Origin of the sequence: Clostridium pacaense, assembly GCF_020709765.2 — a bacterium.
GTDB lineage: Bacteria > Bacillota > Clostridia > Lachnospirales > Lachnospiraceae > Enterocloster > Enterocloster hominis.
This window is the reverse complement of the sequence record NZ_JAJFEB020000002.1, coordinates 360965-378784: the sequence shown is the minus strand read 5'-3', so window position 1 is coordinate 378784 and position 17820 is coordinate 360965. Positions and strand designations below refer to the sequence as shown.

The 17820-nt window shown below is 51.0% G+C and carries 14 protein-coding genes; 9 read left to right on the top strand and 5 right to left on the bottom strand.

What is annotated here, in order from left to right; all coding sequences use genetic code 11:
• Positions 1 to 4: 4 nt before the first annotated feature.
• The 4 genes from LK536_RS35270 to LK536_RS35255 form a co-directional block, all read right to left on the bottom strand.
• A complete protein-coding gene (locus tag LK536_RS35270) occupies positions 5 to 1084 on the bottom strand; it encodes a Gfo/Idh/MocA family protein (RefSeq protein WP_227794673.1) in 1080 nt (359 codons plus the stop codon).
• 12 nt (positions 1085 to 1096) lie between these two features.
• Positions 1097 to 2377 carry a TRAP transporter large permease gene (locus tag LK536_RS35265; protein ID WP_227794672.1) on the bottom strand — a complete coding sequence of 427 codons (1281 nt, stop codon included), beginning with the start codon at positions 2375 to 2377 and terminating at the stop codon, positions 1097 to 1099.
• Positions 2374 to 2889 (bottom strand): TRAP transporter small permease, encoded by a 516-nt coding sequence (locus tag LK536_RS35260; protein WP_227794671.1) that lies wholly within the window; start codon positions 2887 to 2889, stop codon positions 2374 to 2376. The genes LK536_RS35265 and LK536_RS35260 overlap by 4 nt, the downstream gene beginning before the upstream one ends.
• A gap of 69 nt (positions 2890 to 2958) precedes the next feature.
• Positions 2959 to 4038, bottom strand: a complete 1080-nt coding sequence (locus tag LK536_RS35255) for a TRAP transporter substrate-binding protein (RefSeq protein ID WP_227794670.1) — start codon at positions 4036 to 4038, stop codon at positions 2959 to 2961.
• A 191-nt stretch (positions 4039 to 4229) separates the two neighbouring features.
• Here LK536_RS35255 and LK536_RS35250 point away from each other — a divergent pair, with 191 nt between their 5' ends.
• Positions 4230 to 5093 carry a helix-turn-helix transcriptional regulator gene (locus tag LK536_RS35250; protein ID WP_227794669.1) on the top strand — a complete coding sequence of 288 codons (864 nt, stop codon included), beginning with the start codon at positions 4230 to 4232 and terminating at the stop codon, positions 5091 to 5093.
• 8 nt (positions 5094 to 5101) lie between these two features.
• On the opposite strand, the gene LK536_RS35245 is transcribed toward LK536_RS35250, so the two are convergent.
• Positions 5102 to 8107, bottom strand: a complete 3006-nt coding sequence (locus tag LK536_RS35245) for an insulinase family protein (protein WP_227794668.1) — start codon at positions 8105 to 8107, stop codon at positions 5102 to 5104.
• 742 nt (positions 8108 to 8849) lie between these two features.
• Here LK536_RS35245 and LK536_RS35240 point away from each other — a divergent pair.
• The 8 genes from LK536_RS35240 (at position 8850) to LK536_RS35205 (ending at position 17793) form a co-directional block, all read left to right on the top strand.
• Positions 8850 to 9587, top strand: a complete 738-nt coding sequence (locus LK536_RS35240; protein ID WP_008723514.1) for a Crp/Fnr family transcriptional regulator — start codon at positions 8850 to 8852, stop codon at positions 9585 to 9587.
• The gene (locus LK536_RS35235; protein WP_227794667.1) at positions 9584 to 9886 is read left to right on the top strand and encodes a hypothetical protein; all 303 of its coding nucleotides are present in this window, start codon (positions 9584 to 9586) and stop codon (positions 9884 to 9886) included. Before LK536_RS35240 ends, LK536_RS35235 begins: the two co-directional genes overlap by 4 nt.
• Before the next feature lie 178 nt (positions 9887 to 10064).
• Positions 10065 to 11093 carry a BMP family lipoprotein gene (locus tag LK536_RS35230; protein WP_227794666.1) on the top strand — a complete coding sequence of 343 codons (1029 nt, stop codon included), beginning with the start codon at positions 10065 to 10067 and terminating at the stop codon, positions 11091 to 11093.
• A 34-nt stretch (positions 11094 to 11127) separates the two neighbouring features.
• On the top strand, positions 11128 to 12648 hold the full coding sequence (locus LK536_RS35225; RefSeq protein ID WP_227794665.1) for an ABC transporter ATP-binding protein: 1521 nt from the start codon (positions 11128 to 11130) through the stop codon (positions 12646 to 12648).
• On the top strand, positions 12641 to 13702 hold the full coding sequence (locus tag LK536_RS35220; RefSeq protein ID WP_227794664.1) for an ABC transporter permease: 1062 nt from the start codon (positions 12641 to 12643) through the stop codon (positions 13700 to 13702). Before LK536_RS35225 ends, LK536_RS35220 begins: the two co-directional genes overlap by 8 nt.
• Complete coding sequence (locus tag LK536_RS35215) at positions 13699 to 14625, top strand: ABC transporter permease (RefSeq protein WP_025484502.1); 927 nt, start codon at positions 13699 to 13701, stop codon at positions 14623 to 14625. The genes LK536_RS35220 and LK536_RS35215 overlap by 4 nt, the downstream gene beginning before the upstream one ends.
• 13 nt (positions 14626 to 14638) lie before the next feature.
• Positions 14639 to 16168 (top strand): sulfatase family protein, encoded by a 1530-nt coding sequence (locus LK536_RS35210; RefSeq protein WP_025484501.1) that lies wholly within the window; start codon positions 14639 to 14641, stop codon positions 16166 to 16168.
• A 71-nt stretch (positions 16169 to 16239) separates the two neighbouring features.
• Complete coding sequence (locus LK536_RS35205; protein ID WP_025484500.1) at positions 16240 to 17793, top strand: sulfatase family protein; 1554 nt, start codon at positions 16240 to 16242, stop codon at positions 17791 to 17793.
• Positions 17794 to 17820: the final 27 nt, after the last annotated feature.

Sequence of the window (17820 nt, the reverse complement as noted above, 5' to 3'; positions counted from 1 at the left end):
TGCTTCACCCCTCAATTTTTTCGGCCGAAAGCTCGGCTTTGACAGCCAGCTCGATGGCCTTGAATTCTATCTCCTGGTCAAAGGCCGTATGGGTCCTGTCTAGACAGTCCCTGATTAACCTTCCAAAAAAAGGAAATCCAATAAGGCCTGCTGCTTTGATATGGCGCTCCCCCTCGTGATTCACAAGGTAAATGTGATCTCCTTCCCGGTCATTTGCCACGTCCAGGTACTTGCGTATCTCTATGTATCCGTCTGTTCCGATAATCAGGGTCCTCCCATCGCCCCAGGCACCCAGACCGTCAGGTGTGAACCAATCCAGCCTGGAATATGCTGTGGTTCCATTATCACAGGTCAGCATCATATCCCCGAAATCCTCAAAACCAGGCGTATTTTTATGTCCATAGTTTGCCACCCTGCTTTTTTCCACCACCGCGTCCCTGGCGCCGGCATAGATGAGGATCTGTTCAATCTGATGGCAGCCGATATCCACAAGAATACCTCCATACCTGGATTTGTCAAAGAACCAATCCGGACGTGTGGACACAGATGCGCGGTGGGGGCCCCAGCCCATGATGTTGATGACGCGGCCAATGGCATTTTCTGATAGCAGTTTCTCCGCATATACCGCGGCTTCCACATGGCGTCTCTCGCTATAGTACACCGCATATTTTCTGTTATATTTCCTTACGGCCGCCTTGGCAAGTTCCAGCTGTTCCAGGTTTATGAGAGGAGGTTTGTCCGTGAAATAATCCTTTCCCCTGGACATGGCCTTTAATCCCAGGTCACAGCGTTCCGATGGGATTGAGGCGGAAACAATCATTTTTATCCTGTCATCGTCCAGTATCTCTTCCGGTGAGGCGGCCGGCTTTGCTCCTGGATACCGGCGGCAGTATTCATCCAGCTTCTCTTTGTTGGAGTCATATACCTTATCTATCGTGGCCCCGGCCTCGGTCAGTCCGTTGCTCATGCCATATATATGGCCGTGGTCCAGCCCGATTACCCCTACCGGAAATTCTCCTTTACCGCATACAGGGGAGGAAATTCCCTTGGGTGCATAGTTCTGCCCATCTGCTTTTATCTGCATGTCCATCCTCCTTTAGTTCAAAAGTCCAGGTAAAAATGTAACTATGCCTGGCAGGAATACCATCAGGGCCACGGAAACCAGGATGACCAGAATATATGGCATCAATGGTTTTACACTCTTTTCCAGAGGCAGTCCGGCCACGCCGCAGGCAATGAAGAGGAATGTGCCTACCGGCGGGGTGATGGCACCAATCTGCATGACAACCACCATGATGACGCCGTAATGTATTGGGTCGAAGCCAAAGGCATTGCCCACGGATACCACGATTCCTGCGAACATGGCAATGAGGATGGTAGGATCCAGGAAACAGCCCAGGATTATGAATACAATGATTAAGAACAAGGTTGCCAGGTATGGATTGGCAAGGGTGTTGACTGCAAAGTCCAGCACTTCCTGCTGCAGCTGCATACGGACCAGAACATTGGCAAGGACTCCGGCTGCTGAGATGGTCATGAATACTACCGCTGTTGTGACGGCAGAATCTATGATGATTCGGGGGAGGTCGCTGATTTTAAGCTTCCTGGATACGAAGAAGCCGTATACCAGTCCGTAGGCTATGGCCAGGACACCTGACTCCGTGGGCGTTACGATACCAAATACAATACCCAGCAGTATGATGAGCGGCATGATTAAGGCTCCCAGGGAATTCCAGAATGTTTTAAGGAAATGTTTCAGTGAAAACGTTTCAATGGGTATATTGTATCCTCTCTTCCTGTAGGATACATAATTCACGCTGCATTGCAGGATTCCTATCAGGATACCCGGAACCAGGCCGCCTAAAAACAATTTTGCCACCGGTGTTTCTGTATAGAAGGAGTAGAGGATCATGGCAATACTAGGCGGTATGATTGGGCTTAACATGGAGGAACCGGCTGTTACTGCAACCGCGTAATCCTTGTCATAGCCCTGTTTTTCCATGGCGGGAATCAGCATTCCTCCGATTGCGGATGCATCTGCCGCCCCGGAACCCTGGATACCGCCAAACAGCATGGAGGTCAGGATATTCACATAGCCAAGGCCCCCTTTGAACTGCCCCACTGCCGCATTGGCAAAATCCACCAGTTTATCGGTAATCTGCGCTTTCATCATGATATTGCCCGCCAGAATGAAGAATGGAATAGCCATCAGGGAAAATGAATTCACGCTTCCGAACATACGGATGATTACCAATGAGAACGGGATATCCATAGCCACGATAAATATGATTGCTGTTATCAATGTGGACATAAAAATTGGAAATCCCAGAAATATGAAAAAAAGCAGAACCAGAAATACAAGCAAGGCCTGGATCATTTCCCCACCACCCCTTCCTTCTCAGTGTGTTTTTCTTTGTCTTCCCTGGCAAACAGCAGGATGCCATATTCCAGCATCAGGTAGGAACATCCCACCGGTATGGATGCATAAAACCAGGCAATGGTTACACCAGGAAGATTCTGTAGCATGTTGGTGGTATTTTTCATCACATGCATGGTACCGGCATATGTGACGGACGCCAGGGCGGCCATGACCACAAAGATGGCGCATTTCTTTACAATGCGCAGCTGGGCCGGCGTCAGGAAACGGTCCAGGAAAAACTGGACGCTTAGGTGTGATTCCTGCTTTACCCCCACGCTGGCTGCCAGAAATGCCACCCAGACAGCCATAAGACGTATGATTTCATCGCCCCAGGCAAAGGGCTTTAAGTCTGCGGAAGTAAAATATCTGAGTACTATCTGTACAAAACTCAGGATTACGATATACCCCAGCATGCCTATGATTACCATGGAGCGGATTTTATCCAGAATCCAATATATCTTTTTAAACATGTCCTGTCTCCTTATGAAAATTGCCGCGCAGCAGAGTATGGATGCTCTGGCTGGACGGCAATCGGGATTTTACTTCTGCGCTTCAAGAATCATATCAATAAAGGTGTTCCAGTTATCGCCCTTTGCCCTATATTCTTCAAGCATAGGAGCGCATGCTTCCTTCCACTTGTCAATATCCGCAATCTCCGTGATGACAACGCCTTCTGCTTTCATGTCCTCCAGCGCCTTGTCATTATCCTCATCATCAATCCGGGCCTGGTAGGCAACCGTCTCTTCCACGGATTCCATGATAATCTGCTGAAGGTCTTCTGGAAGCGCATCATACCAGTCCTTGTTGAAGAAATACATGATACATGCCATACAGTGGTTGGTGACAGCCAGATTTTTAGCATTGTCCTGGAACTTCATGGAGTTAATCATGGATGGGGAGGCTTCCATACCATCCATTACCTTTGTCTGAAGGGCAGTGTAGACCTCATTCCAGTCCATGGTGGTTCCGGATGCGCCCAGACAGTCAAACATGGATATGTATACATTGTTAGGGCCTCTCATCTTCAGTCCCTTCATATCCTCCAGCTTAGTGACAGGAGTAACAGTAAGCATGTCCCTGGCGCCCATGGACTGTCCGCCGCAGGCAATGAATCCATGCTGTTCCAGTCTCTTGGAAACTTCCGGCTCCATGGCTTTGATTACCTTGCGGTATTCCCCGTTATCCTTAAACAGGAACGGGAATTCAAACATCTGCAGTTCGGGCACCCATACTCCAGGGCCGGTCCCCGGCGCGGCGGCTACCATCTCGAGCGCTCCCGCCTGGCACATTTCAACCTGCTCGGACTGGCTTCCAAGTTCATTGCCGAAGTTGGCTGTGGTCTTAATCCTGCCGCCTGATTTTTCCTCCACTGTCTTACAGAAGAATTCCAGTGCGCGGCCAATGGTTCCTGTCTGGGCCTGATTGGATGAGGTGCGCAGTTCGTAAACCTTGCTGCTATCCGTTTTTGTTTTCGTTTTTGGCGCTTCCTCCTCCTGTCCGGCCTGCGCTGCCCCGGTCTGCTCTGAGGCTGCCTGAGTCTGCGCTGGTTTGGATGAACACCCGGCCATCATGGATGCTGCCATTACAACTGATAGTGTCAATAATGCTGCTTTTCTCATAAATGTCCTCCTTTGAAACCTTATCATTTTGTTTGTCATAATTATAACAAATGCAGGTATCCTTTCCCATAGTTATTAATGCGGAATACATTGTGATAAGTGCTATTGTGATTATTGAATATTCATAATATTTTGTTGTGTTTATTGGGATTTAATGTTAAATTAGATAATAAAGAGGGGGATTTTAAGGTATGAAATTAAAGACACGTCCATTTTTAACACACTCATATCATTTGGACTGTGACTACCGTGTCATGGTGTATTCTGATGTCAGTAACCAGAATATCTATAGCCACTCCCATGATTTTTTTGAAATGTACCTTTTGATATCGGGAAGGATAGTGTACAGTACGGCCGGGTCTGCTTTTTATCTGCAGCCTGGCGACTTCCTGTTCATCAACCGCCATCAGGAGCATTTTCCTAAGATGCTGGATCTGTCCATTCCATATGAGCGGCTGGCCCTTCAGGTGTCCCCGGATGTGCTGCGGGAATTGTCTGTCGGCGGGGTGGATTTATGCGAATGTTTTACAAATGATAATTTCCGCGTGTATCATTATCCCCATGCCATCCATTCCAAACTGCGCCTGCTGTTGGAGCAGTTAATCGGATTGAATGACAGTGGGGATATCTATGGGAAACAGGTTCTGGGACGCTGTTACCTGGCCGAATTCTTTGTGGAGGTGAATAAACATAATCATGACCCACAGATATTCACCTTCAGCAGGGATAACAAAGAGATGGGGATCATGGCGCTGGTGGACCAGTATTTCAGGGATCATATGGACCAGCAGATTACAGTTGCACAGCTGTCGGAATATTTCTATATGAACAGGTATTACTTCATGCACTGGTTTAAGGAGATATCCGGCATGACCATTTATCAATATATCCTGCACCTGCGGTTAAATGCGGCAGAAGATATGATTAAGAACGGCGTTTCTTTCATAAGCGCCAGCCAGCAGTGCGGGTTTGGGGATTATTCTAATTACTACCGGTGTTTTAAGAAGGAGTATGGGGTGGCGCCCAGGGAGTACTTTAAAAGAAGGGAAGGATAGTCCCTGGTCTATGGCCGGTAGGCGATGATTTCATCAAAACACCCAGCACTCCTTTGTATTGCCCGTTCATTTCCCACTGTCACAATCGGCCCCTGTTCCAGTAAGTCATGGATGATCTGCGATGCCTCGGCCTGGTGCTCCAGCCGGGCATTTTTAATGTCTGCAATCATAAAGTTAATCTGATCCGTGTCAATTCCAGCCATGGCCCGGCGCATGTACCGCATGCGGTTATTCAGGGTTCCGGCAGGCGGCAGGGCCTGGGCGTAGGCGCTCAGGATATAGCCGTCCAGGTCCTGTTGTGTCAGGGAAATGTCCATAAGCGCCTTTCCGGTATTGGAGAACAGCTCCAGGGTGGATCCGACTTCAGGGTCAGCGGTGCTCCACAAGGTAAAATATCCGGCCGGAATGTAGAAGTCAATCCCGCTGTCATACGCCCCGCCCTGATAGCGTATGGCAGGCTTCAGGTATTTGTCCGCACACGCCATGAGGAAGGGAAGATGCCTGCCTTTAAAACCGGGATTTCCACGGAAATCCCCCATCATGCGGGTTTCCTGGGCAGGGGCGTCCACGCATATGGCCAGTTTCTGCTTTTGGGGCGGCAGGATGAAGGCCGTGTACCGGGCCTGCGTGGTATGACAGGAATCCTTGTTTGCCGTGGGCCTGGCGGTATCTGACTGTTTGGTATCATGTTCTCTTTCAAGTCTGGTATCATAATCTCTTCCAAGCATACCCAGCTGTCTTATGGCTTCCTGTTCCACTTCCCCTAAGGCATCCGGGTTTGCGGAGGCCATGAATGTGAAACGGCTTCCGGATAATATGGCAGTGGAAATATGTCGCAGTGTGTCTGTTACCTTTCCGGCGTATTCCGGTTCCTCCCTCAGTTTGCTGGCCACATCTTTCAGGAAATAATAAACGTCCTGACTGTTGAGCAGGTTCCTGAACCTGCACTCCTGCCTGATATAGCCTTCCGCCAGGCTGAAGGACAGGGAGGATGCCATATCAGCCCGGGACAGGTCGTAATCAGGGAGATATTTTTCAAGGATACGCAGTATGGTGGGAATGTCATCGTATTCCCCTCCGCCTATAATATCCAGGAGGAAATCCAGGCTTTCGGCAAAGTCCGCGGTGAGTCCGTACCAGAACACGGTCATCATGGGACGGCTGTCGGCTCCGGCCGCAGAATCCAGATAGAGTTCGTCAAAGGTGCAGTCGTGGAGGTATTCCTGTTCCAGGGTCTTTTGCTGCTCCACTGTATACCGGCTTGTATCCAGCTCCGTCAGCAGCATCTGATACAGGGACAGGAATTTAAGCTCATCCCGGGGGATAAGGCTTAAATCAAAGTATATCTGGTAGCTTCCGACCGCATCCACGCTGGAGGGAGCAGTGTAGCTGGTTATGGTCCCAAATTCCCTTTTTTGAAAAGGAGCACCCGGCCCAGGGGCCGGAAGGTCTTTTGGATGTATGAGGAAATCCATATTGCCCCAGTCCAGGGAATTCCACTGACGGAAGGACTCCGTGTCCTTACACAGGCGGCGCCGTTCATCCATGGACATGGAATCCAGTGTTTCCTTCAGGTATTGTTCCTTTTCTTCCTCCAGTGCTTCTGCCATTCCGGGGCAGGGAACCGTTACGACAACGGCGCTGGTTTCAGGGGTAAGCGCCCGGGAAGCCAGCATTTTAAGGATGTCCTGGCTGTTGTCACCGGCGAATCTGCGGGAGGCCGTTTCGTAGAGCTGGAAATAGTCTGTTTTGCCTGTCTGGCTCCAATACCTTCCGATTTCCTCGGAAATGTTAAAGCCCAGATGGGAACCTTCCCTGGTTAATGCATCGCTTAGCCTGTTTTCCTTCATGGCTGCCTGGTACAGTTCATGGGCAACGCCATGGGCGCTGATTTCCTGCAGTGCGGACTGGATGGTACGGCAGAACGCCTCCTTCTGTTCCTCATCCCCATTCCTCAGACGGAACCGCAGGGACGGGCCGGGCAGGAGAAGGTCCAGATATACCTCCATCACGTTGTTGATTCCGGCTTCCCTTGCGCACCGGTGCCATGGAGAGGTGTCGCTGTCCAGAATGTCTGTAAATAAATCCCAATATATCAATTCCTCCTGGCTGCTGCCTGTAAGGTCGATGGCATAGTCAATGATGGAGGCCTGTTCCCTGGGACTGTCCGAGTAGGCAGGACTTTCAGCGGTAAGGGAACGTTTGCCTGGGACGGGCATCTGGTCCATGGCAGATAACAGGGAGCGGTGCGTACCTGTATAATGGGACAGGTGTTCCAGGTCAAGGAATTCAAGCACTGCCCGGTAATCCATATCCCCGTAAAGCACCATCAGGCAGTTAGAGTAGTCATAGCATCGGTTAAATGCCTCTTTCACAAGTTCAAATGTAAGTTCCCTGTAATGGAGATGAAGTCTTCCAAGGAGATTGGAAGAGGGAAGTCCCGGATACAGGGCTTTTGCCGTGAAGCTGTCGGCATTTTCCTGAAGGTCCGTGAGATGGCCCCAGTCCTCGCTGAGTACAGTGCCCTGCATGGACAGGGGACCCTCCGGGTCTTCCAGCTCCAGACGCAGCGCCTCCCGCAGATAGAAATTCCTCTCCTTCAGCGCATCCGGCTCCTCCATGCAGCACAGATACACATCCACCAGTTTTATGAGCTGTTCCTGGCTCAGCGTACATATGGGGTAACAGGTATATGTATTATCCGTAAGCCCGTTCATGAAGGTGGAATAGCTCTTGCTGTCCATGTCAAAGAAAATATCCCGGCTGGGATACTTGCGGCAGGAGGACAAAAGGAGGTGTTCCAGTATGTGGTTGGTGTCGGTCTCGTCAAACTGAGGCGTCCTGTAAATCAGGTTAAACCCCAGTTCCGGGTCATCGTTCTGTATAAATAAAAGCCGGGCGCCGCTGCGGGCGTGGTAAAACTCCACGGTCCGGGCACCCAGCATGTGTATGAATCCAAGTTCAGTCACGGTGAATCCTGATACGGTTTCCCCGGTTCCTGGCAAAGATACCATGATATGTCTCCTTTCACATGCAAACCTCACTATACTATAGCATTTTGCCCGGGGGTTTTGCAAGGAGTACCTATCCACAAAAACAAGAACCGAAGTGAAGGACGCTATTTTTTATGCATGTAAACAGGAGTTATTACTGCACATAGCATGATTACAAAGGTAAATAAATCGCCATATGTAACATACATGAGCACCAGCCCCTTTCTTTTGTATGAGTAGGCGGCTGGACATATCGCCCCATCGGTTCCCCAGGTAAATATATTATATTGTCATGATGCTGCCCGAATTAAGTGCCGGGGCCTGTCTCATTCAATCTTTGTGGAATCATTTCCTCTATATACTCCAATAAATCCCAATGCCGATAATTGTTCAAGTAATAAAAGCAGTTTAATATAAGAAATATCCATATATAAAAGTATGGATTGGTGTAATCAGTTTGCCAATGAAAAAGTACCAAAAATATCGTAAGGCTGATTCAACAAAGGACCTTTTCAGGAACAGGTTTGAATCTGATAAAGGTTTATGTGACATGTGTCATAGCAAACCAACCACGGGAAGCAGGCACGTAAAGTGCAATATGCACAAAGAATACCAGATAAATTCAATAATTTGCATAAAAATCATTTACTATGACACGTGTCATAGCAAAATGGCATAAAGTCCGCTATGCTTAAGACAACGTAATGATTTGAACTTAAGAACTTGAATATATGGCCATATGGAAGTCTAAGGAGAGAATACGATGCGTGAAAAGACAGACAGTACTTTATTAAACGTGATACAGCTGGTAAACCAGGAGAGCAGCAGGGGAACCCTGGACCTGGAAATGATAAAGCCGTATCTGAATGAGTTCATCCGCGCAAGGTTTGTGCCAAAGGGAGGATATATAACCACGGAGGATGTCATCATTAAGCGGGTTTATTACATCATCACAGGTTCCTTTTATGAACTTCGTTCCTCTGAACAGGGCAAGACAAATCTCCTGTCCAGGAAGAAGGCGCCGGAGTTCCTGGGCGTTGACCGGGCAGTGAATCCAAGGAAGGCAAGCCTTTCCACCAACCTGGCCCTTGAACCCTGTATCGTATTGGAGATAGACACCAATTATTTTGTTAAAAGCCTGAAGGAAAACGGAGAGCTGGGGCTGGAAATCATTAAAAATATCTGTGCAAAGCTGTCCAGGGCCTCCTACCGCTCAGACCATATCCTGTTCCACACCACCGGGGAAAAGCTGATGCTGTATATCATCCGGTACTGGGAGGAATATCACACTGGGGGAAATGAGTGCACGGTGGACGTAAAGAACATGTATATTGCAGATGATATTGGCGTCAGCACCAGGACATTGTACCGGGCGCTGAATGAGATGAAGGACCAGGGGCTTTTAAATGTGGTCAGGGGAAATATTGTGGTGACTTCTGCACAGATCCAGATGATACGCAGAAGATGCGAAAGTTTTATGGAAGGTGGTGACCTGGAGTGAAGATAATGGAAATATCGCTGGCCGTGGCCGAAGAAAAACAGGATAAATGGTATGATGAGGGGCATTTTAAATCCCTGCTCACCTCACTGCTGGAAGAAGGCAGGTATCTTCAGTGCAGGTATGAGGGCAACATCCTGATCCTTTCCGGGGATGCCAAGGCAGTGTTTGACGAAAGCGGGAACATGCTGGAGCTTTACGACCTGAAACAGGATGCGCAGAAGAACCTGGCGGGCAGGAAGGAAGCGGCGGAACTGGAGTTTGAAATGATTTTATTGCTGTCGAAGTTTAATATGGAGTAATCCTGGCGCGGGGAATTGGAAACCGGATAAACAGAGAATATGTAATTTGCAGATGATGGGATTGAAGAAGATACAGCTAAAGAAAAATTCAGTATGAAGAAGTAGCTATAGCACACAGAGAAGGAGAAGCCATATGATGAAGGGACATTTACATAAAAACGTAATAGGTTTACTTACAATGGGGTTACTTACAGCCGCCGCCATGGTCATGACGACCGCCTGTTCCGGCAGCGGGAACGGCGAGGTAAAGGCGCAGGAAACATCCGGCGCAGGCGGAACGGACATCCAGGCCGCGTTCATCGTGGACCGGCTGGGGGACAATGCCGCCAATGATGAGAGCTACCGGGGTATCCAGGAGTTTGAGGCAAAGACCGGCATAAAGGTTACCACCGTGGAAGCGCCGGAGCTGCAGGACCACGAGATCAACGCCCGTACCTTTGCACAGGAGGGGTATGACCTGATCATAGATGCGACCTCCTTTACGTCGGAGATTTACGAGGCACTGGCGCCTGAGTTCCCGGACAGCCACTTTGTAATCGTGGACGGCACTGTGGACGGCCAGGACAATGTCACCAGCCTCCGCTGCCGTCCTGAGGAAGCCGCATTCCTGACAGGCGCATTTAATGTCCTGATGAACCAGGAACTGGGAGGCGGTAACAAGGCGGCCTTCATCGGGGGCATGAGGAACCCGGACCTGGAGCGTTCCCAATACGGTTTTACGGCAGGGGCTGAATATGTAGGAGGAGAAGCGATCGTTGTATATGTGGGCAATTTTACCGATGTTGCGAAGGGCAAGGAAATCGCGCTCCAGCTTTACAACAATGGGATGAAGCTGGTGCAGGCATTTGCTGGCGGGGCCGGGATGGGCGTTTACCAGGCAGCGGAGTCGGTTGGGGAAGGCGTCTACGCAATCGGGGGTGCGGCAGGCCAGTTTAACCTGTCAGATTCCATCATTGCATCCCAGGTAAAGCTTACCGGCAATCCAATCTACGATGTATGCATGGAATTTTACGAGGGCGGCCTTGAGGGCGGTATCCGGCAGTTTGGGCTGAAGGAAGGCGCTGTGGGTATCAAGTATAACCCGCTCCATGAAGAGGAAGTGCCAGGGGACATCAAAACACAGCTGGAAGAGATACAGGGAAAGATTGTAAGCGGGGAAATCGTTCCTCCGTCCAACGAGGACAGCTTTCATGCATTTGGGAAGTAAGGACATTTAACGCTCATAGCAAGGGGGAACATACATGGATCCTGCAGTTGATATGAAGGGAATCACCATGCGCTTCGGCAAGGTGGTTGCCAATGACAAGGTGGATTTTTCAGTGGAAAAAGGAGAAATCCTTGCCCTGGTAGGGGAAAATGGGGCAGGAAAATCCACATTAATGAACATTCTTTACGGTCTTTACATCCCCACGGAGGGTACCATCCACATCAATGGGGAGAAGAAGGTATTCCACTCAGCCATCGATGCAATGGCGGCCGGGGTGGGGATGGTACACCAGCATTTTATGCTGATCCCAAGGCTTACGGTTACGGATAATATTGTACTGGGCCAAGAGCCTCACAAAGGAATCCGTTACAGCCATGGAAAGGCCAGGGAGGAGGTCCTGGAACTGTGCAGGCAGTACGACATGAAGCTGGATGTGGACAGCCGGGTGGCGGACATTTCCCTGGGAATGCAGCAGAGGGTGGAAATCATAAAGGCCCTGTACCGAAGGGCGGACATATTAATCCTGGATGAGCCGACGGCAGTCCTCACGCCCCAGGAGATTGACGAGCTGGGACGGATGCTTCAGAAGCTGAAGGCCATGGGGAAGACAATCATCATCATTACCCACAAGCTTCAGGAAGTCATTGATTTCAGCGACCGGGTAACCGTGTTAAGACAGGGAAAATGGATTGGTACCGTGAAGACACAGGAGACCACCGCGGAAGAGATTACGGAAATGATGGTGGGCAGAAGCGTCAGTCTGGGCGGCGGTAAGAAAGAGGTCATGTCCAGAGAGGATATCCTGGAACTGAGAGGCGTTTCTTACCACAATGGACAGAAGGAAAAGCTGAAGGATATTAACCTGAATGTCTGTAAAGGGGAAATCCTTGGAATCGCAGGCATTGACAACAGCGGCCAGAAGGAACTGACCGAGGTCATAACAGGCGTCCTGAAACCGTCGGCGGGACAGGTCCTGCTGAAAGGGCAGGAGATTACGGGACATGCTGTCTCCGACATCAGGAAACAGGGCGTGGGCTTCATTCCCCAGGACCGCCACAGGCATGGGCTTGCCCTAAGCCAGAACATAAGGGATAACCTGATCCTGGGCTATCAGAGGGAGAAGGAATATAACCAGAAGGGATGTTTCTTCAATGAAAAGGCGGTCAGCCGCGATGTGGAAGAGAAGATAAAGGAATTTGATATCCGGCCCGCGGACATGCAGCTTCTGGCCCAGGGACTGTCCGGGGGCAACCAGCAGAAGATCATCGTGGCAAGGGAGGTCAGCCATGCAGGCAGCCTGATCATTGCGGACCAGCCCACCAGAGGCGTGGATATCGGCGCCATTGAACTGATCCACAAAACCCTGGTGGATGCCAGGAATTCAGGCAAGGCCGTGCTGCTGGTTTCCCTGGAACTGGACGAGGTCATGATGCTTTCAGACCGGATTGCAGTCATGCATGATGGGGAAATCATGAAAATCCTTCCGGGAAACCAGGCCACCAGGGAGGAAATCGGCCTCTTAATGGCAGGAGGAAGGATGGCAGAAGATGAATAAAGGAAAAAAGGAAATAATGGCAAATGTACTGACGCCATTGGTCATTATATGCATGGCCTTTCTGTTTGCCTCGGTGCTGATATTGTCGGCGGGCTTTAACCCCGTGGCGGCGTTCTACCACCTTTTTGCAGGCGCCTTTGGGACGAAAGCCAGCTTAATCAACACAATCAATAAAGCGGTTCCCATTGCATTTGCAGGATTTGCAGTGGCCCTTTCCAAGAAAGCGGGCATTTTCAATATCGGTATCGAGGGGCAGCTGATATTCGGGGCATTTGGCAGCGTGCTGCCGGGCATTTTCTTAAAGGGACTTCCGGCGGTCATCCATATACCGGTCTGTCTTTTATCGGGGATGCTGTTCGGGGCCGCCTACGCCCTGCTCCCCACCCTGCTTTTCGTAAAGCGCGGCACCAACCTGATGGTGATGGGAATCATGATGAACAACATAGCCAGCCTTGTGATTACATATCTGATCGTGGGACCATTTGCAGGAAAGAATGCAACGGTCAGTTCTACCGAGATGGTGGAAGAAAGCGCATTCCTGCCCTATATCATCACAAAACCCAACAAGCTTTCCATTGGAATCCTGATTGTGTTCGCAGTGGCGTTCCTTATGTGGCTGTTCATCAACAAGACCAGCATTGGCTACGAGCTTAAGATGTGCGGCGCCAACCGTCAGGCCGCGCGTTATTCCGGGATTAAGGTGACATTCTATATGACGGCGGCCCTTTTACTGAGCGGCGCCCTGGGCGGCCTGGCAGGGGGAGTGGAAATCCTGGGGAATTATCACAGGATGTATGACAGCTTTTCGCCCGGCTATGGCTTTGACGGCATCCCCATCGCCCTTTTGACGGGCGGAAACCCCATTGGGGTGATTGCGGGAGCGCTGCTCTTTGGCGCACTGCGTGTGGGGGCCATGAAAATGCAGACCCAGGTAGGCGTTTCCACTGAAATCATAACCGTTATCCAGGGAACCCTGGTGGTCCTGATTGCATGTGAGTCCCTGATCCGTTTCCAACTGTCCAGGGCCGGCAGGAGAAAGGAGGAAAAAGCATGAACTCCATCGTAACCGTAATGCTGATATCCCTTCTGCGCCTGGCAATCCCCATTGTCATCTGCGGAATCGGAAACATGTACTGTGAAAAATCCGGCGTCATGAACCTGGGCGCGGAAGGAATGATGATATCCGGCGCCTTTGGCGCGGTAGCAGGGACCTATCTCACCGGAAGTCCCTGGCTGGGGGTCCTGTGCGGCCTGCTTGGCGGCCTGGCGGTGGGATTTGCCCATGGGCTTATCTGCGTGGAGTTTGGCGGATACCAGAACATCAGCGGCCTGGGGCTTAACATGCTGGCGGCAGGGCTTACCTCCTTTTGCTGCAGGAGCCTTTTTGGGACCGGCCTGTCCCCCGCCGTGGCATCCATCCAGACAACGCCTGTTTTAAAGGGAATACCGGGAATCGGCGGTTTCTTACAGCAGTTTTCCCCAATCGCATATATCACCATTGCCCTGGTGGCTGTTTCCTGGTATGTGGTGAAATATACAACGGCCGGACTCCGCATGACCGCCATTGGGGATGACCCCCAGACAGCGGTGACGGCCGGCATCGATATATGGAAGATACGCATGGGCTGCGTGATGCTCTGCGGCGCCCTGGCAGGACTGGCAGGAGCCTATATGTCCATCGGACAGCTGAACATTTTCATGGAGGATATGACCAATGGAAAAGGTATGCTGGCTGTCATTGCCGTGAAGATGGGAAGGTGGGAGCCAAAGCGCATCGTGCTCATCGCCCTGCTGTTCGGGTTCTTTGACGCGCTGCAGCTCCAGCTTCAGATGAACAATGCCTTCCATTTCCCGCCGGAGTTAATCCAGACCATCCCCTTTGTGGTGGGCATCCTGATACTGGCCATGGACTCTGTAACGGCTACCAATCCCCAGGCGCTGGCCAAACCATTTTTAAAGAATAAATATAAATTCTAAGGAGCAGATAATTGTGAGCAGAAGACCCAATATTGTATATATCTTAAATGACCATCAGGCTTTTTACGGCCATGGCCAAAATGGAAGCCAAGGACCAAAACGTCCCTGTTTTGAGAAGTTTGCGGCCGAAGGCGCTGAGTTCACCAACACCTACTGTGTATCGCCCATGTGCGGACCGGCCAGGCGCAGCATGCTGACCGGGCTATATCCCCATACCCATGGCCAGGTGCATAATGAAAATGACCCGGAGTACAAACATGAGGTATACCTGGATAACCTGGCGGCCGGGGGCTATAAGAACTACTATTTCGGAAAATGGCACGCAGGCCCGGGCTGTGCTTATGACCATCACTGCGAGGGCTTATCCGAAACCGGATACGGCAACCCCTACAACACCCAGGAATATGATGATTACCTGAAACGCCGCGGACTTCCAAGGGCCCAGCACAGGATAGAGCGGGTGTTTACCCAGGACGACTACGATAAGAAGCATTATTTCCCCAAGCTTGAGGAGGGAAAGCTTTACCAGTGCGAGGATTTCTGGTGCGGTGAACATGCCGTGGGCGTGACGGTGACGCCTAAGGAGACACATGAGGCGTTTTTCCTGGCCAATCTGGCCTGTGAACAGCTAGAGAAGCTGGCAGGGCAGAAGGGAGGGGAGGATGACCGGCCATTTACCCTGAGGGTGGATTTCTGGGGGCCGCACCAGCCCTTCTTCCCCACCCAGGAATTTTTAGACTGGTATAAGCCGGAGGATATAAAGGAATATCCCAGCTTCAGGAACGACCTTCACGACAAGCCATATACGCTGAAAATGGAAGCCAACCGTCCCCTGGGCGATGGTGAGAACATTATTTATCCCAACCCTCTGCCATGGGAGGACTGGCAGCAGATCCTTGCACACTGCTATGCCCATGGATCCCTTCTGGACGCGGCAGGCGGCCTGGTGGTGGATAAGATTAAGGAGCTGGGGTTGGATGAGGACACCCTGATAATCTGGAGCACGGACCACGGCGACGCCATTGCCTGCCAGGGAGGGCATTTTGATAAGGACTCCCATATGGCACAGGAGGTGATGCGGATTCCGCTGGCCATGCAGTGGAAGGATGTGATAGAACCGGGAATCAGGTGCAGCGAGCTGGTATTTACCTGTGACATCCCGGCCACCATGGCGGACGTGTCCATGTGCGCCTTCACCAATCCCATTGACGGAAAAAGCCTGATTCCCCTGACCCGCACGGGACAGGAGGGAGAGGATGCAAGGAAGTCCTGGCGCAAGGAACTGATGTGTGAAACCTACGGACACGGCTACGGTGTGACCATCATGGCGCGTATGGTAACGGACGGACGGTGGAAATACGTGTGCACGGACCATGGGCTGGATGAACTGTATGACCTTGAAAATGACCCTTACGAACTTAAGAATCTTGCGCTTTTAAAAGAGTATGGGGCTAAGAGGGAAGAGATGCGGGATATGCTCCGCAGACAGCAGGAGCTGACAGGCGACCCGGTGGCCATGGATCAGCTGATTGTGTGTGCGTAGGGTGTGACGGCTGGAATGGATATACGGACATGCATTGACCGGGGAGGTTTCTATATAAAAGGAGAGATATTATGGCCGATACAAAAAAGATGAACATTATCATGATCCTCAGCGATGACCAGGGCAGCTGGAGCCTGGGAAGCTACGGGAATCCGGAAATACATACGCCTGTGCTGGACCGGATGGCCGGGGAGGGCCTGCGGTTTGAGAACTTTTTCTGCACCAGTCCGGTGTGTTCGCCGGCCCGGGCATCCATCCTCACCGGGAAAATGCCCTCCCAGCACGGTGTCCTGGACTGGCTGGGCGGCGGAGCCATCAACAAAGAAGACTACCGTGGATTTAAGATTGACTACAGCCATGCGGTTCCATACCTGGCAGACCCCGAGGCCAGCAAAGGCAGGCAGGTGGATGGAAAAGTGGGCTTTGAGGAAACCCTGTCCTACCAGAAGTACATGAATTTTGAACGGGGGCCTGTATCCTACATGAGGGACCATCTGTGTTACACGGAAATCCTGGAACAGGGCGGGTATACCTGCGGCCTTGCAGGCAAATGGCATCTGGGCAATTCCTATGAATCCCAAAAAGGCTTTTCCTTCTGGGAGGTCATTGCCAGGGGCGGCACCAATTACATGCTTCCGGAATACATGAGGAACGGAAAGCCGGTCATAGAAGAGCGGTACGTGACGGACATCATTACGGACGACGCCCTGCGGTTTTTGGAGGACAACAAGGAAAAGCCCTTCTATCTCAGCGTCCATTACACGGCGCCCCATGACCCCTGGCTCAAGGAGGACCAGCCAAGGGAGATATGGGACCTTTACAATGACTGTGGGTTTTCTTATATCCCCAACCCGCCCCGCCATCCGTGGCAGGAAGCCAGGAGGACCCAGCCTGACGATGAGAAGCAGCGCAGGGAGTACATCCAGGGTTATTATACCTGCGTGACGGCCATGGACAGGAATATCGGCCGGATCATGGATTATCTGAAAGCCAGCCATCTGGATGAGAATACCATGGTGATTTTCCTGGCTGACAATGGCTTTAATATAGGCCACCACGGCGTGTGGGGAAAGGGAAATGCAACCTTCCCGCTGAATATGTATGAGAGTTCCGTAAAAGTCCCCTGCATTATCTGGGGCGCCGGGGTCAGGGGAGGTAAGGTGAATGAGGCCCTGGTAAGCCAGTACGATTTATTCCCCACCATTCTTGACGTGACGGATACCGTGAACCCGCAGGTGGAACAGTATATGGATTCCCTTCCCGGGACCAGCATGAAACCAATCCTAAGGGGAGAAAAGGAACAGATACGGGATGAAGTGGTGGTATATGAGGAATACGGCCCTGTGCGGATGATCCGCGACGACCGCTATAAACTGGTATACAGGACACCCTATGGACCGCATGAGCTGTTTGACTTAGAAAAAGACCCGGATGAGGAGCACAACTGCTTCGATGCCCCGGAGTACAGAGGTATTAAGGCGGACCTGTTCCAACGGCTTGAGAAATGGTTTGAGGCTTACACACTGGAAAAGTATGACGGCCGCAAATTCCCCGTGAAAGGGGATGGGCAGATGGAGCGGCTGGAGAAGTATGGTACTGAGACAACGGTGTTTAAATCGTTTTGAGTTTCATATGCGTTGACTGAGCCTGGC